The organism is Poriferisphaera corsica (assembly GCF_007747445.1).
GTDB classification, from domain to species: Bacteria; Planctomycetota; Phycisphaerae; order Phycisphaerales; family Phycisphaeraceae; genus Poriferisphaera; species Poriferisphaera corsica.
Genome location: NZ_CP036425.1, coordinates 1,884,240 through 1,907,578 on the forward strand (window position 1 = coordinate 1,884,240; position 23,339 = coordinate 1,907,578).

22 protein-coding genes are annotated in these 23,339 nt (G+C 50.3%); 7 read left to right on the forward strand and 15 right to left on the reverse strand.

Annotation, left to right across the window (positions count from 1 at the left end):
• The first annotated feature begins 12 nt into the window (after positions 1-12).
• A complete protein-coding gene (gene gluQRS, locus KS4_RS07655) occupies positions 13-1,110 on the forward strand; it encodes a tRNA glutamyl-Q(34) synthetase GluQRS (protein WP_145076710.1) in 1,098 nt (365 codons plus the stop codon).
• Positions 1,111-1,646: 536 nt separating this feature from the next.
• Here the strand turns inward: gluQRS and KS4_RS07660 are convergent.
• A complete protein-coding gene (locus tag KS4_RS07660) occupies positions 1,647-4,772 on the reverse strand; it encodes a beta strand repeat-containing protein (RefSeq protein ID WP_145076712.1) in 3,126 nt (1,041 codons plus the stop codon).
• A gap of 394 nt (positions 4,773-5,166) precedes the next feature.
• Here KS4_RS07660 and KS4_RS07665 point away from each other — a divergent pair, with 394 nt between their 5' ends.
• Entirely contained in the window at positions 5,167-5,805 is a 639-nt protein-coding gene (locus KS4_RS07665; protein ID WP_145076714.1) for a hypothetical protein, read from the forward strand.
• A gap of 12 nt (positions 5,806-5,817) precedes the next feature.
• Here KS4_RS07665 and KS4_RS07670 read toward each other — a convergent pair whose 3' ends face one another.
• The 6 genes from KS4_RS07670 to KS4_RS07695 form a co-directional block, all read right to left on the reverse strand.
• Complete coding sequence (locus KS4_RS07670) at positions 5,818-6,831, reverse strand: aminoglycoside phosphotransferase family protein (RefSeq protein WP_145076716.1); 1,014 nt, start codon at positions 6,829-6,831, stop codon at positions 5,818-5,820.
• A 69-nt stretch (positions 6,832-6,900) separates the two neighbouring features.
• Positions 6,901-8,157 carry an MFS transporter gene (locus KS4_RS07675; RefSeq protein ID WP_145076718.1) on the reverse strand — a complete coding sequence of 419 codons (1,257 nt, stop codon included), beginning with the start codon at positions 8,155-8,157 and terminating at the stop codon, positions 6,901-6,903.
• 284 nt (positions 8,158-8,441) lie between these two features.
• Positions 8,442-9,662: a serine hydrolase domain-containing protein gene (locus tag KS4_RS07680; RefSeq protein ID WP_145076720.1), complete on the reverse strand. Its 1,221-nt coding sequence runs from the start codon at positions 9,660-9,662 to the stop codon at positions 8,442-8,444.
• Positions 9,663-9,820: 158 nt separating this feature from the next.
• The gene (locus KS4_RS07685) at positions 9,821-10,123 is read right to left on the reverse strand and encodes a hypothetical protein (RefSeq protein ID WP_145076722.1); all 303 of its coding nucleotides are present in this window, start codon (positions 10,121-10,123) and stop codon (positions 9,821-9,823) included.
• On the reverse strand, positions 10,123-10,866 hold the full coding sequence (gene hisA / locus KS4_RS07690; protein ID WP_145076724.1) for a 1-(5-phosphoribosyl)-5-[(5-phosphoribosylamino)methylideneamino]imidazole-4-carboxamide isomerase: 744 nt from the start codon (positions 10,864-10,866) through the stop codon (positions 10,123-10,125). The genes KS4_RS07685 and hisA overlap by 1 nt, the downstream gene beginning before the upstream one ends.
• Before the next feature lie 81 nt (positions 10,867-10,947).
• Positions 10,948-11,475 carry a gamma carbonic anhydrase family protein gene (locus KS4_RS07695; RefSeq protein WP_145076726.1) on the reverse strand — a complete coding sequence of 176 codons (528 nt, stop codon included), beginning with the start codon at positions 11,473-11,475 and terminating at the stop codon, positions 10,948-10,950.
• Positions 11,476-11,584: 109 nt separating this feature from the next.
• On the opposite strand from KS4_RS07695, the gene KS4_RS07700 reads away from it, so the two are divergent.
• From KS4_RS07700 to KS4_RS07710, 3 genes are all read left to right on the forward strand, one after another.
• Positions 11,585-12,016 carry a hypothetical protein gene (locus KS4_RS07700; protein WP_145076728.1) on the forward strand — a complete coding sequence of 144 codons (432 nt, stop codon included), beginning with the start codon at positions 11,585-11,587 and terminating at the stop codon, positions 12,014-12,016.
• Positions 12,017-12,165: 149 nt separating this feature from the next.
• Positions 12,166-12,831 carry a prepilin-type N-terminal cleavage/methylation domain-containing protein gene (locus KS4_RS17905; protein ID WP_234698869.1) on the forward strand — a complete coding sequence of 222 codons (666 nt, stop codon included), beginning with the start codon at positions 12,166-12,168 and terminating at the stop codon, positions 12,829-12,831.
• A gap of 38 nt (positions 12,832-12,869) precedes the next feature.
• Positions 12,870-13,541 (forward strand): PEP-CTERM sorting domain-containing protein, encoded by a 672-nt coding sequence (locus KS4_RS07710; protein WP_145076731.1) that lies wholly within the window; start codon positions 12,870-12,872, stop codon positions 13,539-13,541.
• Positions 13,542-13,610: 69 nt separating this feature from the next.
• Here the strand turns inward: KS4_RS07710 and KS4_RS07715 are convergent, their stop codons facing one another.
• Positions 13,611-13,979, reverse strand: a complete 369-nt coding sequence (locus KS4_RS07715; RefSeq protein ID WP_145076733.1) for a nucleoside triphosphate pyrophosphohydrolase family protein — start codon at positions 13,977-13,979, stop codon at positions 13,611-13,613.
• 124 nt (positions 13,980-14,103) lie between these two features.
• Here KS4_RS07715 and KS4_RS07720 point away from each other — a divergent pair, with 124 nt between their 5' ends.
• Positions 14,104-14,589, forward strand: a complete 486-nt coding sequence (locus KS4_RS07720) for a GNAT family N-acetyltransferase (RefSeq protein WP_145076735.1) — start codon at positions 14,104-14,106, stop codon at positions 14,587-14,589.
• A gap of 5 nt (positions 14,590-14,594) precedes the next feature.
• Here the strand turns inward: KS4_RS07720 and nadB are convergent, their stop codons facing one another.
• The 6 genes from nadB to mltA all read right to left on the reverse strand — a co-directional run bounded on the left by nadB (position 14,595) and on the right by mltA (position 21,769).
• Entirely contained in the window at positions 14,595-16,253 is a 1,659-nt protein-coding gene (nadB, locus tag KS4_RS07725; protein WP_145076737.1) for an L-aspartate oxidase, read from the reverse strand.
• Between the two features lie 41 nt (positions 16,254-16,294).
• Positions 16,295-16,765: an LEA type 2 family protein gene (locus KS4_RS07730; RefSeq protein ID WP_145076739.1), complete on the reverse strand. Its 471-nt coding sequence runs from the start codon at positions 16,763-16,765 to the stop codon at positions 16,295-16,297.
• 82 nt (positions 16,766-16,847) lie between these two features.
• Positions 16,848-18,857 carry a carbon starvation CstA family protein gene (locus KS4_RS07735; protein ID WP_145076741.1) on the reverse strand — a complete coding sequence of 670 codons (2,010 nt, stop codon included), beginning with the start codon at positions 18,855-18,857 and terminating at the stop codon, positions 16,848-16,850.
• A gap of 162 nt (positions 18,858-19,019) precedes the next feature.
• A complete protein-coding gene (locus KS4_RS07740; protein ID WP_145076743.1) occupies positions 19,020-19,712 on the reverse strand; it encodes a lysophospholipid acyltransferase family protein in 693 nt (230 codons plus the stop codon).
• 43 nt (positions 19,713-19,755) lie between these two features.
• Positions 19,756-20,454: a (d)CMP kinase gene (cmk, locus tag KS4_RS07745; protein WP_200761687.1), complete on the reverse strand. Its 699-nt coding sequence runs from the start codon at positions 20,452-20,454 to the stop codon at positions 19,756-19,758.
• 70 nt (positions 20,455-20,524) lie between these two features.
• On the reverse strand, positions 20,525-21,769 hold the full coding sequence (mltA, locus tag KS4_RS07750) for a murein transglycosylase A (RefSeq protein ID WP_200761688.1): 1,245 nt from the start codon (positions 21,767-21,769) through the stop codon (positions 20,525-20,527).
• 147 nt (positions 21,770-21,916) lie between these two features.
• On the opposite strand from mltA, the gene KS4_RS07755 reads away from it, so the two are divergent.
• Positions 21,917-22,573, forward strand: a complete 657-nt coding sequence (locus KS4_RS07755) for a site-2 protease family protein (RefSeq protein ID WP_145076747.1) — start codon at positions 21,917-21,919, stop codon at positions 22,571-22,573.
• A 5-nt stretch (positions 22,574-22,578) separates the two neighbouring features.
• On the opposite strand, the gene KS4_RS07760 is transcribed toward KS4_RS07755, so the two are convergent.
• Positions 22,579-23,220: a DnaJ domain-containing protein gene (locus KS4_RS07760; protein ID WP_145076749.1), complete on the reverse strand. Its 642-nt coding sequence runs from the start codon at positions 23,218-23,220 to the stop codon at positions 22,579-22,581.
• Positions 23,221-23,339 lie beyond the last annotated feature (119 nt).

The following is a 23,339-nucleotide window of genomic DNA, read 5'->3' on the forward strand; positions in this document are numbered from 1 at the left end:
ACATAGCGTGCGATGAGTACAGATCAAATTCCCACAACAAGACTAGCACCTTCACCGACGGGCGCATTACACCTGGGCAACGCGCGGACGTTTCTAATTAACTGGGCGATGGCACGGCAGGGAGCGCGTTTTAATGAGAAGACGGGCAAATGGCAGGGGGGCGAAAAAGTGGTATTTCGGGTGGAAGATCTTGATGGGCCACGAGTTAAAACGGGCGCGGATGCGGGAGCGATTGATGATCTCAGGTGGTTGGGATTGGATTGGGATGAAGGGCCCTACTACCAACGAGATGATCTGAGTCGCTATCAGGCGGCACTGAACAGTTTGTATGACAAGGGTTTAATTTATCCTTGCCGGTGTACGCGGAAAGATATCAGATTGGCTTTATCAGCGCCGAATCAGGGTGATTTGGCGGGTCATGAAACACGATACCCAGGGACTTGCCGGGACTCCGATATGGATGCAAAGCCTGTGTTGTCAGAAAGTTCGGAGGATTGGACGTGGCGATTGCGGGTGCCTGATGAAGCGATTGTGTTCGAAGATTCAGTGCATGGTCAGATCAGTGTCAATGTGCAGCGTGATGTGGGCGATTTTATTGTGGCGACGAAAATGGGTTTGCCATCGTATCAATTGGCAGTGACGTTAGATGATGCACATCAAGGGGTTACACACGTTGTAAGGGGGGATGACCTGCTGGGGTCAACGGCGAGGCAGCTCTTGTTGTACCGGTTTTTAGAGCTTGAGCCCCCTACTCGCTGGACGCATTTACCGCTGGTTGTGGGCGAGGATGGGCGGCGGCTGGCCAAACGGCATGGGGACACGCGTGTCAGCTATTATCGTGATATGGGCGTGCCTAGTGCATATATTATCGGACTTCTGGGGTCATGGTCGGGTATGCTTGCTGGGGACGATGAGGCGGGTGGCGATGGCCAAGGGGATTTGAGTAGCCGGGATGATGAGCGGAACTTGGGGCGTACAGCGCATATGGCGATGGATGCGAGGACGTTCAGTGAGCGGTTTGATTTGCGGCGAATGGGCGGCGAAGAAGTGGTATTTACGAGTGCGGATCATCGCTGGTTAATGTCCGGTATCTCTGATGATAAAACGTGATTGCCCTATCGAATTTGTGTTTTTGTGCGCACGTTTTGTTTTATTAATGCTGTGATTATGACGTGAATATCGCGCATAAAAGCGATGTTTTAATATCTAACTTGCGATTAGGTGGTGAGTTAGCGTCTGTGATGTTCGATTTTTCTTAAAAATGCCATTTTGATTAGTTTTGGTCAAAGAATCTCATCATTTGCAGAGTAATGATCAAAGAACAATGAGAAAAACGGCAACTTTTGTATGATTGTAAAAAGTGTGCGCACAAAAGAGGCCTGTTTGTGATGGGTTATCGTTCAAATCGTGCGTCACCCCCCTTCCCTATTATCCCCCCAGGCTTTCGCGATTGCTTCTGCCCCTGTCTATAAATTCTTGCTACAAGGGTGATGTTGGCATGTCTCCAATAATCAGAAAACCGTGATCGATCACTTTGGTGGGTTCTAGCCTTACATATAAAAAGGTTGAAGCTTTGTGTTGCTTCAACCTTTGCGTTTTAGATTTTATCATTGCTTATCAGCCAATGAATCTTATGCGTGTTCGCCTTATGATGCGGAGCGTCTTCTGACAAAGAGTAGGCCGCCCATACCCAGTAACGCGAGGGATGAGGGTTCGGGGACATTCTTGAATGTGAAGTATGCTTGAGTGTTAGCGGCGGCGTTGAATGTTTGGGAATTCAATGAGCTTGTGCTAGTTCCATAATGAGAAGCGAGTAACAACTCATCGAAGTATCCGACAGTACCGTCACCGTCGATATCGCCGGTTGCCCAGCTAAATAGGCCGGTCTGGCCGTATGAGGCTGCCAAGATTGTTGCATCAAGATCATTAACAACACCGTTAAGGTCGATGTCGCCGACAAGTGCTGTTTGGGCAGTCACGCTATCCGTTGCGTATAGAACTGCTAGTCTGGTGTGGTAATCAAGGCGGTTGCCAGTGATGTTATCGAACTTGCCGGTGATGGCGGCTGCATCAATGAGTGTATATTGATCACCTATCTGGCTGATAGACGTGTTGTCAATATTAGCGATTTTTAATGTGCCTGCGAGGGCTGCGTTTTGAGTGACGTTGAGTGCGATATCCTCGGTTGGGGTTGTGAGTGTGAAAGCGAGACCGCCGTCGTTTTGGATCGTCAGGTTTTCAGTCTGGAAGTTTTGATTGACTGAGAGGAGGCCGTGATTGATGTTTGTGTTAACGAAACGGTTTGTACCGGCAGCATCCTGTTTGTCGAGGTTGAGTTTCCAAGTGTGGTCTTTGGTGTTTGCGTCGCCTTGTTCTACGTTGAGTGTTTCGATGTTGTAGAGGTTGTAGTTGTATGAGCCGGAACCACGCAGGGTGAGTGTGTCTTGATCGCCCTCACTGGTGTTACCATTAAGATTGATATCGCCGACGATGTTTGCACCGGTCGCAAGCGCAACAAAGTCGTCACTAGAACCTGAGGCTACGATTGCGGCGGTCGCAGAGCTTGTATTTGTAGCGACTGCGGAGACAGTGCCTGAGATGTTGTTGAGGTTGAGCGTATTGCCGTATATACCGTATACCGCAGTTGCACCTTCAACTTTGACTGATCCGCTGAGGTCATTGAGGGAGATAGTGCCATTTTTGGCGTACATGCCGTAGGCGTAGCTGTTAGGTGTGGAGACATTGATTTCGCTGTTTTCAGTTAGCGAATTCATTGTGATGTTTTGAGCGGCGCTGATGCCAACTGCTTTTGAGTTGCTGCTATTCACAATGATATCACCCGCGTAATCCTGATTGATTGTGATGCTACCGTTGCCGGATATTATGCCACAACTATCATCGATTGCAGAGATTTCAATACGACTGTTTTCCGTCACAGCATTTGCAGTGATACCATTGTGCGCGTTGAGGCCGTGAACTTTACCACCTTGAGATTCAACGATGATATCACCGGCAATATCGCCTGCAATGGAGAGTTGATTGCCAGCAATTATACCGTATATATAAGTACCATTGCCTTTTACTGTGGTGTTGCTTGAATCTGCGATTTCATTGAGTGTTATATTATTTTTAGCGTAAATTCCGCGTGCGTTTTGATGGCCAGATTCTACATTGATGTTACCAGCCACACTGCCGATGCTAATGTCACCGTAGCCTGCGAACAAGCCATTAACATCCCATCCTGTTGCCGCGACTGAGATCGAGCTTTTATTGGTTAGATTACCGATGGTAATGTTTTGATAAGCAGAAAGGCCGCATGCCCTGGAAAGATTATTCACTTGATTTTTGTCGGCATTAATGGTGATATCACCCGCAAAATCATTGGTGATACTGATACTACCAAAGGCTGCTTCGATGCCTCTAACACTACTGTATCCACTGACATTAATATGGCTCGTTTCGGCTACGGCATTAGCGGTAAAGTTATGGTTTGCGTAGATACCACTGTTCGCATTTCCTGTTGAACTTACATCAATATCTCCGGCGAGATTGCCTGCAATGACGATGTCGTTAGCGCTTGCTCTGATCCCGCTGTTATAACCACCATCGGCATTGACTCGGATATAACCCGTATCGGCCATGCTGCCGAGCGTTATGCCTTTGGCATCAAGGCCGTATGCGTTGGAGAATGTGTTGCGGTTTCCGGCTGTTACGAGAATTTTCCCTGCGAGACTGCCAGCAATATTGATATCGCTGCTGTAGGAGTGCAGTCCGCTTGCGTAGTTGCCATCACCAGAAATAGAGATGGTGCTATCCGCGGTTATTGAGCCGCCAATATTAATACCGCCGTTGCCAGCCAGACCCATTGCTCCAGATTTGAGGTGTGTGTTTACTTGATTTGGGTCAGTGATTTTGTCAGCTTTGATGTTGATGTCACCAGCGAAATCATTGGTGATATACAATGTACCGACTTGCGAGTTCAGGCCACGAATGTTGTAGCTGCCGGAGACGTTCACATTGCTGGTGTTGCTGACATTGTTGATGGTCATATCATTGCGAGCGTAAAATCCGTATGCGTTATAGCCACTAGAAATTGTGTTAACTTGCCCTGCAAAGCTGCCGTTTACGTTGATGTCGCTACCCCATGAGAACACACTGGCAGTCTGATCGCTATCGCTGATGACGCTGATTATGCCTGATTGGGCGATGCTGTCGAAGTTAATGTCGCCTCTATATGCATACAAGCCGTAAGTGCCGAGACTGGCTGCTGAATCATCATATCCAGACTGAACCTGTAGGGTGCCAGCGAAATCACTGAAGTTGATATGACCTGTGCCTGAGTGGTTGAAGCCCCGTGTGTTTAGGCCGGTGCTTGTTACTTGTAGTAAAGCGGTATTCGAAAAATTGACATCAAGGGTGGTGGCTGAGCCTGTTGAGAATCCTTGGAAGGTGGCTTTATCTGTGTTGATCGAAACTTTGCCATCGTAGTTGATTGTTGCAGGATGATACGTGTAGAGCCAGTATCCGTTGTTGGTGCCTGTGAAATCGACCTGATGAGGAGAGGCGGGATTCGTGCCTGTGATATTCTGGCCTACATTGATGATGTTATCACCAGTGGTTTGGACTTTGTAGGGTTCTTCGCCAATACCGATTTGATAATCGTGTGTATTTGTTGAAGTTTCGCTGAAGCCGGCATGGGAAGTGCTGACTAAGGACATCGCGCAAAACGCGGCTAGCAAAGTAGCGGTTTGATACTTGGGTACTTTTATCATTGGGGTGATTCTCTCTTAATAGAAATTGCCTGCACGGATAACCAATCTGACTAAATGCAGTGTTTAGCAGATACATTTACTTGCTCAATGAAATGAATGTGATGATTAGGATATTACTTGTGACTATTAAGACAATAAAGTATTAAAATATACTTTTCAATGGTTAATACTTATTAACAAATAGGTAGGTATTGCTAGGTGTATGTAGATTGTAGATATAGATGAAATGTTGTTAATGATTTGATGATCTTTGTCTATGTCTAATCTATTCGTGTGATGGATTTTGAATTGATGTTACGTGTTCGGGCCGATGATTGGTTGTAGATGCGCTTTTATGGGATCGGTTTAATACGCTTAGGTTAGCTTGCGGCAAGCTAACCTAGTGGGAAGGTATATGACGGACAGGGTGCTTGCGATTACGTCTGATTATTTAGTTAAGAAAACACTTCTTGGGAAGAAGGTTGTGGAGTATGTGTGCGGGCATTGTGGGGCGGAGCTGGTTTCATCTTTAGATGAGGCGGGGATGCTGGATCGTTGTCCGATATGTCGTGGGGCGTTTCATGTGCCGGGTGATGCGGTGAAGGCTGGTGAGGAGCTTAGGAAACAGCAGAAAATTGATTGCGAAAAAGAGGCGGCCAATAAGCGACTGAGTCAGGCAAGGAAGCAAGCGTTTAGGCAAAGAGAGCAGCGAAAGATTCAGGTGGCGGCTGTATTAGCACAGCATCAAGAATTTGAAAAGTTAAGCCAATATGTACCAAGCTACTGGGCGATGAAAGCTGTGGGTACGTTATGTATTGTTCTGGGTTATTGCACACTGGCTTTATATGTCGTATTTCTTGTGTGTGTTGTCATGTTTAGCATGCTTGGTGCTATTCAGGAATATTACGCGATTAGTGTGGTTGAAGTTGCCATGATATTAGGAGGTAGCACAGCTATAGTTATCACGCAATTCATCATTGCGATTGCGCTTGGTAATGCGTTGCATTGTTTAAGAGATATGGCGCAGAATAGCTATCGGCTGTTAAAGAAATAGCAGCATTGGTAACTAGATCAGTTCGTGGAGGAATTTGAGAGTTTGGGTGATTTTGGTGGTGTTGTTTTTTTGTAAAAAGGTGCGGAGAAGCATGAGGCTGCGGAGATAGAAGGCGGCTTGGAGGATGTGGTTAGAAATGGGTTTTGTATCGCTTTGCTTTGCATGCGCGTGGTAGCCGGCAAGGAGCTGTTTAGTTTCGGCATGAGAATGGGGAGGATGGCTAATTGAATCGATATGGATGCGAATGATGGCGAGTGCGAGGCACATAGCGGGGTGCGTGATACGAGAATTGGGATCGAAGATGATGAGTTGATCGTTGGGTGTGATGAAGATATTGCTGGGTTTGATATCACAATGGCAGTTTGAAGGAGGGCGATCTTTAAGATCGTTTTCCAAAGTGCGGATTGCTTGCTGGGCGAGTTTGGTGCTGATGGACGGGATGATATTTTGATTGATGAGGTTGGGGAGGTGATGTGTGAGTAGAGCGTCGTTGATTTCATCGGTGAAGGTGGGGTGTTGGCCGATGTGTGGGTTTTGAGGTAAGGGGCGTCCAAAGTTAGAGGCTGTGGCCTGATGCATTCGAGCAAGCGTTTGCCCGAGTTTATGGGGGACATTGCGGGCGATACGTTCAGGTTGATCGATTGCGTCTAGTAATGGATATGGTAGATACTCTAACAGTAAGATAGGTAGTGGTGTGATGTGATTTGCTGGGAGGACGTCGAAGACGATGGGGGTTTGGATGTTTTGGTTTTGCCAAGCGGTAAGGAAGGCGGCTTCGGATGGGATAACGTTAGGGTGCGGGGCTATTTTGGCGATGAAAGTGTGGTGATGGGTTGAGGTGATATGAGCGACGATGGATTCTTGTGCGTCATGATGGGTGAGGTAGGTGATGGATTTTATAGTGTGGTTGTGTTGCTTGAGAGAGTGGGAGAGCCAATGGTGTGCATTTTTGCGTAGGTTGATTTGTGAGGAGTTCATCCATGATTGGATGGTTTTTGCGGGCGGAATGTTTGTGAGTGTGGGCATGAAGTCTGTTTTAGTGTGTGATGTGTTAGGAGTAAAGGATAAGTCTGGAGAGTAATGATATCGTTCGCTCTAATCGGTGGAGGATGTTTGTGGTTCTGGTGTCGTCGATGTGTGGTGTGGGGATTGTTGGGTTGATGATTTGGTGAGGATGAGTGTTACGAGGAAGATGAGGCCGAGGGATGCGGAGAGGATGAGGGAGTTGGTGTAACCGTTGCCGGGTAGGAGGCTCCATGAGATGAGGAGGATGGCGAAAGAGAGGCGGCCGAGGAGAGATTGTATTGAGTAATAGGTTGCGCGGAGTGAAGGCTCGATGAGTGGTGTGGTTTCTCTGCGGACAATGGGCTGTGTGATGGCGCCGGGGAGCGAGCGGCCGAGGAGGAGAATAAGGATGATGAAGTAGCCTTGTACGATGAGGAGTGAGATGGTGAGGATCTGAAGCAGGGTTGCGAGAATGATGACGCGACGTGAGCCGAGTTTGCTTGCGAGATTGATGGATTGGTGAGTGAGGTATGCGGCGAGGAGTGTTGAGAGGGTGGTGTGTATGGCTGTGTATAGGGGGATCGTGTCGGGGGTACTGACGAGGTAGTTTTTGAAGTAGACCTGATAGAACTCGTAAGGGACGTGGTTGAGTACGGTGATGCCAACGGTGAAGATGAAGAGGAAGCGGAGATTGGGGATGGCAAGTGGTGCAAAAGATCTGCGGAGTTGCTTGAGGAAAGGTGGTGGGGCTTGACGTTTGTGGCAGCCGATTTCGGGGTCGACGAGGAGGAAGGCAATGATGAGGAAGTTGAGGAATGCGAAGAGGAAGGAGACGGCGTAGGCGAGTCGGTATTCGCCGACCCATGCGAGGAGTCCGCCGATGATCGCGGCGGATGCGGAGATGATGAGGCCGTTGGAAGCGAGTGAGGCCTCGCGCTGGCCGTAGGATTTTTCGAGGTTAAGTGAGGCGAGTAGCGCGTAGTGGAGTGTTGTGTCGGTGCCAGAGAAGAAGGCGAAGCCTGCTGCGAGAAAGATCTGGCCGACGGCGAGTAAGAGGAATGAAGGGGCGAGCGTGAAGGAAGCGTAGGCCAGGGAAAGTGAGATGCTGCCGATGAGGAGGGTTCTTTTGCGTCCGAGTTTGTCGGAGAAGTAGCCGGAGGGGACTTCGAGTAGGAAGACGGAGGTGTAGTAGATGGCTTCGAGGAGGAAGACTTGTTTGAGGGTGACGATTGATGAGAAGAAAAGGATGAAGAGTGAGGCCCAGAAATAGGCGCGAGTTATGAGCGCGATTGCGGTGTAGGCTTTCAGGGCGCGGAGTAGAGCATGTTGGTTATGGTTGCAGCTCATTGATTACAGATTCTGAGGTTGCAGGTGGTGATGTCAGGAACAACGCTATTTTAACAAGATCTATTAGCGAGGGTAATTCGTTTGGATGGTCATGCGTATGTGGGACTGATGGCAGTTATACGTCATGGATGTGATACTAGTTCTAATCAGATGATAGTTTAATGATCTGTATCGCATAAGGATTAGTTGTCGTCATTGCAGTTGGTTGAAGGGTGTTTGTAAAAAAGCCCACGACCGGTGGCCATGGGCTTGAAGATATTGAAATTATGATTGAGATGGTGGCGTTAGAAAAATTTCTTGTATTGAGGGAGTGATTTGAGGACGGCTTGCGTGACGGCTCGGCGTTGTGGGTTGACTGATTTCATTTTTTCGCCTTTGGCGGTGAGGCAGCGATTGGTGAGGAAGATGATGTAGGTGTCGGTGTATGTATCGAGCCAGAGGAATGTGCCGGTGTAGCCGGTGTGTCCGATGACGTAGCGGCCGGGCTTGTTGTTGAGCGGGGTGACGTAGGATTTGGCTTCCCATACGTCGAAGCCGAGGCCTCGGTCTTCGTTGACGTTGCGTGGTGTTTGTGGTTTGGATGCGTCTTTGACGATGTTGGCGTTGATGATTTGTTTGCCGTTGTAGTTGCCGTTGGCGAGGATCATTTGGCAGTATTTGGTGAGGTCGGGTGCGGTGGAGAAGAGGCCTGCGTTGCCGGGACAGTTGTTGGCTGAGCCGTGGTATGAGGCGAGGGGGTCGTGGACGATGCGGCGAACAAGTGTGCCATCGGGTTTACGGTGAGATGGGGTTGTGCGTTTGACCTGAGCATCTGAGAGGACGTAGCGTGTGTCGTTCATCCGGAGTGGGTTGAAGACACGGTCGATGAGGAGGTCTTCGTTGCGGATGCCGGTGGCGTTTTCATTGAGGCGTGCGAGGGTTTGAAAGTTGAGGCAGGAGTATTCGTATTTGGTACCTGTTTTAGAATTGAGTGGTAGTGATGCGTAGTGGGCGATGAGTGCATCTGCTTTGGACTGACCTTCAGTGCGTTTTTTTTCTGCGAGTGATGCGGCGGTATAGGCTTTGATGCCAGAGACGTGAGTGAGGAGATCTTTGACGGTGATCTGGGTTTTGTCAGGTTTGTCGTACTCGGGGACGAGTTGATAGATAGGGGTCGAGAGTTTGAATTTTTTGTCTTGAAGGTTGAGGAGTGTGGCGGTGGTTGTGCCAACGACTTTGGAGCAGGACGCCATGTCGAAGATGGTGTCGAGTTGTACTTTTGGTGCGTTGGGCTGGTAGGTTTGTTTGCCGTAGGCTTGCGCATGGATGATGCGACCTTTCTGGCCGACGATGAGTGTGGCGCCTGGGTAGTTTTGTTTCGTGATGCCGTCGATGACGATCTTATCGAGTTGAGGGGACAGATCGGCGGCGGTGACGGGTTTCATAGTTTGAGCCTCGGATGATGCGGCGAGTGATGCGGTGATGATGAAAAGCGGCAAGAGTTTAGTGGCGAACGATCTAATCATTTAATAGTCTCCAAAGATAATTTTGGTTGGCCACACACATCCCGTTGGTTCAGATCCCTGTTCTTATCCCCTGCCCTGTTCCCAATCTGGCTTTTGGTCAATAAAAAGCCGCACTCATTGTAACGTGAGGCGGCTGGGTATACATGGAGAAAATTGGGTTAGATTCCCATTTTTTCAGTGTTCTGGATGATGCCTGCGGCCCTTAGGAGGGTTGTTTTGGTGATGTCGCGGAGGAGTTCAGGCGGCCAATCGAGATCCTGATTTTTTTGGAATTTTTCAGGAACGACGGCGAGGGTGATGTGTTTGACCTCTTGCTCGATTCTTGTGCGACGTTTTTCAGCGGTGGCTTCGTCGTCATCAAGGATGGGGTCGTTGACATCGTAGGCGAGCATGAGGGTTGAGATTTGCCACTCGAAGTAGCCTTGGAGGAGATCTTCGGGTTGTTGGTGTTGTTGTTCCATTATCCGTTTCCTTCGAAGGCTTCGATGGCCTGATTGATGGTGAATTGGTTTTCGTAGAGGGCGCGGCCAATGATGGCGCCTTGGACATTGAGCGTGCGAAGGTCGCGTAGGTGCTGGAGTGTGCCGACGCCGCCGGATGCGACGATGGGGACGTTGGTGGCTTCAGCGATTTTACGGGTTTCTTCGACGTTCGGGCCTTTGAGTGTACCGTCGGTCGCGATGTCGGTGTAGACGATGGCGGCGAGTGGCCAATCGGAGACTTTTTGTGCGATCTCGAGTGCGGTGGTGTCGGTTGTTTCTTCCCAGCCCGAGACGGCGATTTTCCCTTCACGGGCATCGAGTCCGAGGACGATGCGTCCGCGGTAGGTTGGGTTGGCCATGAGTGATTCGAACCAGTCCCATTTTCGTAGTGCGGCTGTACCGACGATGACGCGTGTGACGCCTGCTTTGAGGAGGACGTCGATGGAGCCTTCTGCGCGGACGCCGCCGCCGACTTCGACTTTGAGGTTGGTGTTTTCGCAGATACGTTGTATTTGTTTGACGTGTGACATGGAGCCGGAGCGTGCGCCGTCGAGATCGACGACGTGGAGCCAAGTTGCGCCTGCATCTTCGAAGATTTTGGCTTGTGTTAGTGGGTCGTCGCCGTAGGTTGTTTGCTTGTCGTAGTCGCCTTGGAGGAGGCGGACGACTTTGCCGCCACGGAGGTCGATGGCAGGGAAGAGGTATTTGTGTTGATCGGTCATGATTGAAGGATCTTTCTTGAGTCTTCTTATTTGGATCTAACTTAAAGTTAGACGTTTGACTTTATTAATATTGGGAAAGGTTTAGATGTTGCCGTTCCATGTGATGACGCGGGGGTCGGTCGTTTTCTGTTCGTAGTGGAGTTGAGCGAGTTTGACGTAGTGAGGCGGGTTGCGCTGCATGAAACCTTTTTCGGCTTCGTTGGCTGGGCGGATGACTTTGCCGGGGATGCCCATGATGAGCATGCCATCTGGAACTTCTGTGCCGGGGGGAACAACGGTGCCTGCTGCGACGACGCAGTTCTTACCGATTTTGGTTCGTCCAAGGAGGATAGCGCCCATGCCGATGAGTGAGCCATCGCCGATGTATTCGCCATGACAGACGGCATTGTGGCCGATGGTGACGTTATCGCCGATGACGTTGGGGAAGCCGCCGTCGCAGTGGACGGTTGCATTGTCTTGGACGTTGGAATTTTTACCGATGGTGATTTTGGCAACATCGCCTCGGATGGAGGCGCCGTACCAGATGTTGGCACCTTCTTCGAGATGGACTTCGCCGAGCACGGTGGCAGTGTCAGCGATGTATACGCCGTTGATTTGTTTGAAACTCATAAAAGAGATTTTAGCGAGTGGTTCGTGAGGTGCGAATTGGTGGAGAAAAGGGATAAAAAGGTTGTTTGCGGGGGGTGAATGTCAGGTTAGAATGAGTTTGGAGATATACGTGAGAACGCGAGAGTTCAAATGGCTGATGGTTGGGCTGTTTGTGTTATGGTTCGCAGTCGTTGTGCCGGGCCACCAACGCGGTGCTATTGCATTGCCGGGTGAGAGAGCGGCGAGGGGCGATGAATTTGGTGCAGGGGGTGGGATTTTTGGGGATGGCTTGTTTAGCGGGTCTGGATGTCCATTGTGTGTGGTTGATGAAAATGGAAAGACTGAAGGGGAGGAAGAGCCGTATAAAGCACCAACGGAGCGTTGTGCGATTTGCTATATCACGGGTGTGTTGGATGTGCCGTTGGTCATAGATTTGACGCCACCACCGTTGTGGGAGGTTGATTATCTACCGCTAGAAGATCGAGAATCTGTTATTTACATATCTGCTGTTTTTTCACCGATCAGTGGGCGTGCCCCACCTCTAGCCACGAGTGAAATATGATTTGCTGATTTCATGGGCTGTATGTCCGTGAGGTTGCTATCCACTTTTAATGAATCGATATGTTTGCGATAGTCGAGTGTATTCATGCGCTTGATGTCTTGTAGAACATGGTTGTCCTCCACACATGTGTGATAAAGGATACGCTTATGGTGCGTCAGCAGCACGCGTTTACATTAATTGAATTGCTCGTTGTTATTGCGATAATCGCAATACTGATTGGATTGCTACTGCCAGCGTTGGCTACAGCGAGAGATCAGGGATTGGCTGTTCAATGTCTTAGCCGAATGCGTCAGTTAGGAATCAATACGACTTTGTATGCGATCGATAACGATGGGCAGTTGCCGATGAGTACACATTCGAGCGGGTTTAATTACATGCTCCGATGGGAGTATGCGTTGGTGCCGTATTACACAGGATCAAGGTTTGATCCATCTAATCTGGAGCCAATAAAGTTGTTAAGTCGCACGGTGTATCGTTGCCCAAAAGATGACCGAGAAGAATGGCAGCACTGGAGTTATGGTGCGAGTGTTTATTTCGATGATTTTGGGGATGGACGCGCGTATGGGACGCTTGTTTCGATACCGAATACGAGTGGGACGATTCATTATGGCGAATTGAAAAGTGGCAGTAGCGCGGATCATATTATGTCGGCGTTTTGGAAATCATTTGGAGCCGAGCCTGAAGTTGATATGGAGCGGCATGGAAAGCATCAACAGTATGTGTTTATTGATGGGCATGCTGAGGTGATGCGGTTTAAGGAGACTTATGATTTGCCAAATGGGGTTGATCGTTGGGATCCGAAAGTGGCAAGATAGCTTGCTAAATAATGGAAATATAACGAAGGAAAAGAGATATGAAATTTGTTGTTAAAAATATTGTAATGATTGCGGTGATGTTAATGGGAGTTGGGCAAGTGTGGGGGATGGGTATGGCGATGTCTGGGCCGAAGTTTGGTGGTGGTGGTGCGGCACCGATGAAGCATTTGGATATTGAATTGGTTAATAATGCGATTCAAGTGCATATTGATGAGACGGTACCAATGCCGATTTTGGCTGTTTCGCCGGATACGTATGCGGCGGAAAAAAAGTACTCGATTTTGAATGGTAAAGCATTCAATGGGCAGTATGGTTGGAATCCGAGAGGTTTTTTCAGCGGTTTGAATACGGCAACTCAGAGTATTTGGGTCGAAATGATTTCAATGAGTGATGGTCTGAATGTATATGAAGGTGGGATGGGCATGACGGTGGATATGCACACGTTCGATCCGATATTGGGTACTCAAGGCAGTGCGAATGGCGCGATATGGGAATGGAACGGTACGATGGTGCACAACTGGTATGCAGCGGATGCTCCGGGTGAGTATTCGGCAACGTATAAGGTTTATGTTGGTGATAAGGCTGGGAATGAATTGAGCAGCTTTGTTTCGGATACGTTGACGATTCAGTTTGTGCCAGAGCCGGCCAGTGTGGCGGTTGTTGGATTGATGGGGATTAGTTTGCTTGGATTACGTCGTAAAAAAGCATAACCGTCATTGATTAGATGAATGGAAAGGCCTCGTCTGTGATGGGGTCTTTTTTATTTGCTGAATCGGTGGTTAATTTGAATCGGTGCGGTTGATGCTATCGGATTGGGAGAAGCCTTTGGGGTATCGGTTGCGGAGTTTTTTGAGGTTGGTGTTGGCGACACGATCAAGATCAAGGTTCAGGAGTGCGGCGGCGCGGGCGAGGTAGAAGAGGATGTCGCCGAGCTCTTTGTTGAGATGATCGGTATCGAGGGGATGGCCGTGAAAAATGTGTTTTTTGATGGCGTCCGCGAATTCGCCAGCTTCGCCGGTGAGGCCGAGTGCGCAGTTGATTAGGCCATCTTTGTTATGCGGTGTGGAGAGTGCTTCGTTGGCGGTTGTTGCGGTTGCGGATTGGTAGTCGTTTAATGAACTGACTTGGTTTTTAAGATTATCATTCATGATTTGAGTGGACCATCAAAGAGTGGCGGTACAATAAAAGATGACGATCGTATTTTAGCATGATTAAGGGTTATGGCAGTGTTGGAATGATGATTGGATAACAATGGCAATCTGGGATTGAATAATGTTAATTCGTGAAGCTCGTGAAAGTGATTTTAATGATATTTGGCCGATATTTGAAGATATTGTCGGTGCAGGTGATACGTATGCGTATGAACGAAATACGGGTGAGGATGAAGCTTTTGAGATTTGGATGGTAAAGCCTCGGGTTACGTATGTTGTAGAAGATAATGGGGTGATTTTAGGGACTTATTACATTGTGACGAATCAGTCAGGGCCGGGGAAGCATGTTTGTAATTGTGGCTATATGGTGGCGCGTTCTTCGCGGGGCCAAGGCTTAGCAACAAAAATGTGTGAGCATTCACAGGTGATGGCGAAAGAATTGGGGTATTGCGCGATGCAGTTTAATTTTGTGGCGGAGAGCAATGAGGGGGCGGTGAGGTTATGGGAGCGGATGGGTTTTGAGATTGTGGGAAGATTGCCGCGAGCATTCAATCATCCGAAGAAAGGTTTGATCGATGCATTTGTGATGTATAAGCGGCTGAAATGAATTTATTAGTTAATGGGTTTGAAGGTTGGCGTTTCTGAGCCGATGTGCCAAATATCGTGGACTTTGAATTGGTCACTGGTTTGGTTGCAGTCGGTGCGCTGGTGTGTGCCGCGAGATTCGGCTCGCCAGCGAGCGGCTTGTGTGATGAGTGAGCCTAGGGTGAGCATGTTTTGAGTTTCCCAGCCGTGACGGTCGTCGAAGATTTTGTCGAGCGTATATTGCGCCCAGAAATTGATGGATGTTTGGACTTCGTCGAGCATTTGACCGCTGCGTTCGATGCTGACGTTGCGCCACATGATGCTGCGGAGTGAGGAGCGGACATCGTCGAGGTCGAGGTTGGAACGCTCGGAGATGCGGATGTCAGAGATGATTTTAACAGGAGGTTTGATGGTGTTTTTGTGGGCCATTTCGAGGGCGGTTTGTCCGGCGGTTGCGCCCATGACGAGGCCTTCGAGGAGCGAATTGCTAGCTAGACGGTTTGCGCCGTGGAGACCTGTGGCGGCGACTTCGCCGCAAGCGTAGAGGCCGGTGATGTTGGTGCGACCGTTGAGGTCGGTTTTGATGCCGCCAACCATGTAGTGGGCGGATGGGTGAACGGGTATGAGGTCGGTGAGTGGGTTAATATCAAAGGCTTGTAATTGCTTGGAGATACCGGGGAAACGTTTGAGGAAATTCTTTCCGAGATGTCTAACGTCGAGATAGACATTGGTGTGTTGCGTTTTAGAGATCTGCTTGATGATCGATTTGGCGACAACGTCACGAGGTGCGAGTTCTCCGCGTGAATCGTAATCTTGCATGAAACGGTGGCCATCTTTATCGAGAAGGTACGCTCCTTCACCGCGTACTGCTTCGGAGATGAGTGAGCGTGCAGCGCCTGCGATGTACAGGGTTGTGGGATGGAACTGTACGAAGGCCATGTCTTGTAGTTGCGCACCTGCTCGGAAAGCGGCGGCGATGCCGTCACCTGTGACGGTGGAGGGGTTAGTCGATTCACGGTAGAGGTGGCCGCAGCCGCCGGAGGCGACGATGGTGGATGATGCCCAGATGACTTGGAGGCCGTATTTGGGGTGGTGGGTGATAGCGCCGAGGCAGGTGTGGTTGTCTTTATCGGTGATGTAATCCAGGACGAAGCAGTCGTCGAATAAACGGATGGCGTCGTGTTCGAGGATCTGATCGTAGAGTGTGAGGGCGAAAGCTTTACCTGTGCCGTCACCATCGGCATGGAGGATGCGGCGATGTGTGTGGCCGCCTTCACGTGCGAGTGATGGTGTGTTTGATTCGGATGATTGGTCGAAGCGCATACCCCAGTCGATGAGTTCTTGAATGCGCTTGGGGGCTTGTTTGACGATTGTTTCTACGGCGTACTTATCGCAGAGCCCTGCCCCGGCGATCATCGTGTCTTCGGTGTGGCTTTCGAAGGAGTCGGCTTCGTCCATGACCGCGGCGACACCGCCTTGAGCCCAGTAAGTGGAAGAGTCCTGGAGGATGCCTTTGGTGGCGATGATGACGTCGGTGGATTCGGATGCACCTTCATCGGCGGCTGCAAGCGCAGCACGCATGCCGGCAACGCCTGCACCGATGACGAGAACGTCGGTGAAGATCTGTGGGAGGAGTACAGCTCGGAAAGGGATGAGGTAACGGCGCTGGTGGAAGATGCTGTCCATGAGAAAGATTGCTTGTCTATGCGATGATTAGGTTGTGAGGGTTATTGTTCGGTGGAAGGGGGTTGAATGACACCACGGGCGATGAAGGAGGAGGAAGGTTGCGGGAAGCGGTATTGATCGAGGATTTCGCGGAGTTCGCCGGGAGTGCGGTAATAGACTTCACCAAAGACGGCGTAGCGTTTGCCATCAATAGGGATGGAGTCTGTGAGAGGGAATGCAGCAGAGAATGAGACGGTTTGGCTACCGCCTGCGGGGAGTGTTGCATCGCCGAGTTCAGAGGATTCAAAGACGCCTGCACCTTCGAGATACACACGGTAATTGGTACGTGTGAGTGGGAGTGGGACAGCGTTTGGGTTTTCGAGGTCGACGGTGATGGCCATTCGGATGCCTTGCGGAGAGCGGTCGGTGACTTCGACGGAGCGTACGTTTGAGAAGGGACGCTGAATTGAGCAGCCAAGGGTGAGTAGGGTTGCTATGAGAAGCGTGAGAAGATGTAAAGGTTGGCGTGTCATTGCCTCTCCTGTGTGTCGTCTGATCGATGGTAAGCGCGCCGGTGACGCGATGATGGGGTGTATTATCGCAGAATGTGCGAGATTAACAATTCATGCCTGAGGGAGAAGTGGTTGAAAGTTTTTCTTCTGCGGTTGGCTCGAGGATGCCTTTTGCTTGGGGCCAAAGGAGAACGGCTTCGAAAATCATCCAAATTTCGAGGAGGATGGTGGCGATGCCGATGGCGATGAGGAGGAAATTGGGGTCGTCAGCTTCGATCCATGCGGGGAAATCTTCGGAGCCGATGAAGAGCTGATAGACCATAGCCCATGCGGGCATGATGAGCATGAAGATCATGGGGAGGAGAACGAACCAAACGGGTTTGTTGCGACGCCAGAGGTAGAAGGTGATGACGAGGAAGGCGAGGCCGCCGAGGAGCTGGTTGGTTGCGCCGAACATGGGCCAGAGCAAGAGGCCGCCTTTGCCGGCGTTGGTGGTGAGGAATGACCAGATACCTGTGATGCCATCGTCTTGAATGTGGGTGATGAGTGATTTTTCAACGGCACCAGCAGGGAGTGCGGCAATGATGGTTGCAACGATGATGGCAAAGATGGTCGCGGCGTGTTTATTCGTGAACCATGTTGCTGGATTGGCGGTTATTCGGATGGCATCAAGGCCAAAGAGAGGTTGTTCTGTTTTGTCGCTGCTTACAGCGTCAGCAGCAGGTTGGCGGACGAATGTGGCGGCAAGTTCTTGGACGACGTATCGCTGAAGACGGCAAGCGGTGTCGAGGGTTGTGCCTGCGAAGGATGCGACGAGGACGCCCATGAGTGCATTGGCAATGGTTTTGGAGAAGCCCATCGCGACGAGAAAGTTGCCGGAACCATCGACGAAGGCGCCGACTTTTGCGCCGAGGCCGTTGGATGCGTTCCAAGATGAGTAACGGGCTTCCCATGCGGCTTCGCCGAAGAGCATGGTGTCGCCGGATTTGACGCCGAGGCCGAGGCCGGCAACGCATGCGATGATGACAAGTGTGGCGAGGAAACCTTCGAGAAGCATGCCGCCGTAACCGACGAATTGTGCGTCGGGGACTTCGTTTTTGAGTTGTTTGCTGGTTGTGCCGGAAGAGACGAGGCAGTGGAAGCCCGAGATGGCGCCGCAGGCGATGGTGATGAAGAGGAATGGGAAAATGAGTGGAGCGCCAGCGGGTGAGAAATTGAAAGCAGGCCCGATGATTTCGAGGGTTGGTGGGGCGCCGGATTCCATGACCTGGACACCGTTGATGGTCGGGGCGCCGCCGAAGAGCGAAGCGATCGTGAGGCCAACGACGATGAGGCCGAGGGCTGTGATGAGTTGAAGGGAGTTGATGTAGTCACGTGGTTGGAGGAGGAGCCAAACGGGGAGTACGGAGGCGACGTAGGAGTAAAGGAGGAGGACGATGACCCAGCCGATGATGGGCCACGATGCGAGTGAAGTGTTGAAGGTATGGAGGAAGCCGACGTCGCCGTAGATGACGGTGAGGTACATGATGGCGAGGGCGATGAGTGAGGGGATGAGGAGATTTTTGCCTTGTTTATGGAGGTATGAGCCGATGATGACGGCGATGGGGATTTGGATAAGGCAAGGGAAGATGGCTGAGGGGTACATTTTGAAGACGGCAGCGATGACGAGGCCGAAGATAGCGAGAACGATGGTGAGTGCGAGGAAGAGGACAAAGAGGAAGAGGAGGCGGACACGTTTATTGAGGACGCGTCCTGCGATGTCACCGACGGTTTGACCGTTGTTGCGTAGGGAGACGATGAGGGAGCCAAAGTCGTGGACGGCGCCGATGAAGATAGAGCCAAGAATGACCCAGAGGAGCGCGGGAATCCAGCCCCACATGACAGCAATGGCAGGGCCAACGATTGGACCGGTGCCAGCGATAGAAGTGAAGTGGTGGCCGAAGACGACGCCGCGGTCTGTGGGAACGTAGTCGAGGTCATCACGGAGCCTGTAAGACGGGCAGACGTAGTTTGCTGATAGATTGAAGATTTTTTTACCAAGCCATCGGCCATAGGTGTGGTAAGCGATGATAAAAGCTAGGCCGGCACCGATTGCGATCAGCAGCGTGCTCATGAATTGTTCCTGTGTTTGTATCTTTGAAAAATAAAGCAGGCAATTCAAAGAAAGACGAACGTTACATGATAGCCAAGTTATTGGCTTTGATTATTGTAACTAGTTGATCAAGCGCGTGATACAGTCAAGCGTATTTGATATGACGGGGGTGAGGTATGAGAGTTAAGAGTCTTGTGAGGGAGCTTTGCCGAGCTTGACGCGTGCATCTTGGAAGAGTTCTTCGACTTTTTCCTGGATGAATTTTGTGGCTTGCTTGCCCTTCATGCTACAGATTTCTTCGTTGCTGATGGGCTGTCCGAAGTTGACGCCGATATGCTTGCCTTTACTGGGTTTTTTTTGTCCACGTGGCCATACGTCGAAAGCGCCTTCGATGGCGGCAGGGATGACGTTTGCTTTGGTGCGTTTGACGAGGAGCATGAAGCCGGGCTCGAATGGAGCGATTTTGCCGTCCTCACAGCGTGCGCCTTCGGGGAAGAGGATGAGGGCTTCGTTGTGTTTGAGGACTTCGAGGCAGTCGCGCATGGCTTTGATATCGCCGTCACCTTGTTCGACGGGGATAGCGGAGAGGAGTTTGATGAGCAGGCCAAAGAACTTGTTTTCGAAGAGTCCTGAACGGGCGAGTGACCAGAATGGGCGTTTGCGCGAGCCAATGCCGAGAAGGATGGGGTCGAGGTAGCTCTGGTGGTTGCAAACGACGATCGTTGCGCCTTCAAGCGGGATGTTTTTCCAGTTCCAGACTGTTACTTTGTTTTGAGATCTAACCCACCAGCCAGACAGTGTGCTGCCGATGTACCACATGGGCTTACGCCACCATTGAAATTTCACACGTGATTCGATGTTCTTTTCGTTGCTCATGAGTTGCGTTCTTTGCTTGGTGTTTGTGGTGTTGATTTACGGCTTATTGATCGGGTGATGGAGGTATGTTCATTTTCTCGCGAACAAGATTTTCAAGGTGGCTGATGACTTGTTCACGGTTCATGCCAGAGGTATCGACGCGGATGGCATCGTCGGGACAGATGAGTGGGCCTTCTTTGCGGGTGGAGTCGCGGCGGTCACGCTCGATGATGTCGCGACGTATCTGTTCGAGGTCAGCGCGTTTGCCTGCTTCTTGAAGCTGCAAAACACGTCGTTTCGCTCGGATGGTGGGGGTTGCGTCAAGGAAAAATTTGACATTGGCTTGCGGGAAGACGACGGAACCTTGGTCGCGGCCTTCGGTGACGAGTTTGGGGTGTTCTTTACCGATGCGGCGTTGAGTTTCGACGAGGACTTGGCGTACGGCTGCGAGGCAAGCGACCTCGCTGGTGGAACCGGTAACGTCGCGGTCGCGGATGCGGTCGGTGACGTCGAGTTTGCCGACATAGAGGCGTGGTGGATCTTCGTTCCAGTCGAAACGCATGGGTGTGTTGCGAGCGAGTTCGATGACAGCGTGAGATTCTGTGGCGGGGTTGATACCACGGTGGAGGGCTTTTGCTGTGAGGCCACGATACATGGCGCCGGTGTCGAGGAATTCGAGACCGAGTCGCTTGGCGAGGAAGCGAGCGACAGAAGATTTGCCTGAGCCAGCGGGCCCATCCAATGTGACGATCAGTTGATCCATAATGGTCAGTTTAACCGAGTTTTTAGTCTTATGGCGGTATCCACATCGTTGTGGATCAGGGTTATATCGATCATTTATAAGTGTGTTTGGTGATATTGCTGCGTAATTTAGCTGACTTTGATTGTGACATTTTATCGTACCAGTACTGGACGCGGTCGGGCTTGAGCAGGAGGTAGTACATTTGCCCGGTTGCGGCTTGGTGGCCGGCAATGGCTTCGGCTTGGGAGCCTACGCCGAGGTAGATGTCGGCGCGGCCGGCAGCACGTATTGCGCCGCCAGTATCTTGATCGACCATGAGTTGGGTGAACGGTTGTTTATTGCCTTGATTGTCGGGAAGTGTGGTGGTGATGAGCATGGGGCAACCACGCGGGAAGATGGATTTGTCGGTGGCAAGTGAGCGGTATGGTGTGACATTGACGCCGAGAGAGCCGGCGGGCCATTGATCGGGCTTGTACCATTTGAAGAAAACGAATCGGTCGTTACGAGAGATGTATTGGTTAAGGAGGTTGGGGTTTTGATTGAAGTAAGCGCGGATTGAGGAGAGGTTGATTTCGTGTTCGGACATGACGCCTTTTTCGGCTAGGAGTTTGCCGATGCTGGTGTAGTCGTGCCCATTGTTGCCCGCATAGCCGACGTATCGTGTGGAGCCATCAGTCATTTGGAGCTTTGCGGAGCCGTTGACTTCAATGATATATGCGTCGAGGCGTGATGGTAGGTAGACGAGTTCGAGCCCGATGAGCTTGCCGGATTGTTCGAGCTGGTTACGTGTGTAGTAGCCGCCGATGACATCGCCAGTATTGGGGTTTGATCGAAGATCGGAAGGTCGTTTGAAGAGGGGGTATTGGTATGGGCCTTGACGTGTGGCAGAGGCTTTGAAGACTGGGGAGTAATAGGCGGTAAAGAGGACTTCACCGAGATTGTTCCAGCCAACGGATTGCCATAGGTCGAATTCGTCGAGTAAATCAGAGTATTTACGGACTTGGAGGAGCGCGTAGACAGAGGTGTAGGCGTGAGCGTGGCTGATTTGGGCAGTAGGGAAATATTGTTTTGTGGATTGCAGGTCAAACCAGTTGAGGCTTTTTTGTAGTGATTCGCGGTATGCAGGATCGGCGAGTTGCGAAAAAGCCTGGGCGAGTGCTGGAATATTGCTGGGGTTTTGGATGCGGACGAGGCTGGAAGAGCCGTCCGCGAGTGGTCGAGCATAGTCGGGAGCGGCGGGTGGCAGAGGTTGTGCTTGCTGGCAGGCAGCGAGAAAGAGAGATGAGAGGATGAGGCAATAGAAGCGACAGGTCAGCGTCCGTGCATGAATCCGCATCATAATATTTCCTTTTGAAGTAATGCTGTGTCACAGGTATGACATGAAAGATATTATCATCTTTGCGAGTAATGTGTATGCTGAAGTTGGGTGGATGTGGAGATGGGCAGAATGGTTGAGATATGTTATGGAACATAAAGGAATGTAATGGATATATTTATCTCGTATTTATTTAGTCCAGAAACACGGTTTTTGTATTTTTCATGGGTGGTGATCGTGGTGATTAGTATTGTTTTGCACGAATTGGCGCATGGGTTAGCGGCAATTAAGTGTGGGGATGATACGCCTGTACGGTTGGGACGCATGACGGCGAATCCGTTGGTGCATATGGGGCCATTTTCATTGTTTGCGTTGTTTGTGATGGGGATTGCGTGGGGGGCGATGCCGATCGATCCTTCGAAGTTGAGAGGGAAGTATGCAGAAGCGTATGTGGCCATGGTAGGGCCATTGACAAACGTGTCGATTGCGATGGCATCGCTAGTTGTTGGTGGGTTATTAGTGAGGTTTAACTTGCTTCTACCCGATCCGCATCAGACACAACGGTTATTGCAGTTTTTGTTAACGGCGGGGTATGCGAATCTGTTTTTGGCAGCCTTTAATCTATTCCCAATACCGCCACTGGACGGGGCGCATGTGTTGGCAAATTATAGCCGCGGGTATGCGACTCTTGTGAGCGACCCGTCGAAACAGGGAATATGGATTATTGGTTTTATATTTGCGGTGGCGGTGTCTTGGGAAATGACACCTTACTTTTATGATGTGGCAGCCAGTGTGTTTAATTTTGTTGCGGTTAGTGGGATGTGATCAAGTCAGGCTGTTTGCTCGATTAGCATCTGGTGATATACCGCACGCAATTGATCATCAATCAGAAGCTTGTAGGCTTCGTGGATTTTTTTTAACTTGGATTCTGTATCTGGGTTCGAAGTCTGCGATGCGTAGATTTGAATAAGTTTGTCATATGCGCGCTGGATTTGTGCAGTATTTGCATTTTTGGACAGATCAAGGATGCGGTAGTAATTGGGGAATTCAAATGATGCATGAATTGGTTTGGGACTGATATAAGGTGTGGTGCTGGATTGTGGGGTGAAACCAAACCTAGCGAGATGGTCGAGGTTTTGCTTTTGCTGGGTGGTGTGGTTCATGAACATGAGGCCGACTTCGTGTTTGAAGAGGCCGCGACGTTTGATCCAACGAGCTTGCGATTCGAGTCGCAGTTCCGTGGCTTGATGTGATAGCGTGAGTATACCGGTTTGTTGCTCGATTATGGGGCAAAGTTTGCCTTTGGACTCGACGCGCATGCCATCGGTTGAGATGTCGATAATCTGACCAAGCTCACAATGCAACGACTTGATTGAGTAGCGAGTCGAAGAACGACGGTAAGGGGATTGATTATCGGGCTGGTTGTGCTCGTCTTCAATAATATACAGATTGTGTTCGGGTTTCTTTTGCATTGCTATTTAGATCAATCGGCAAAAGTCTTTGGTTATCGGCGTAGAAGTAGTCTGTGAAATGCGAGATATCTCGAACGTTGTCGATACAAACCGCATATTTTGTCATCACCCCTAGTTGA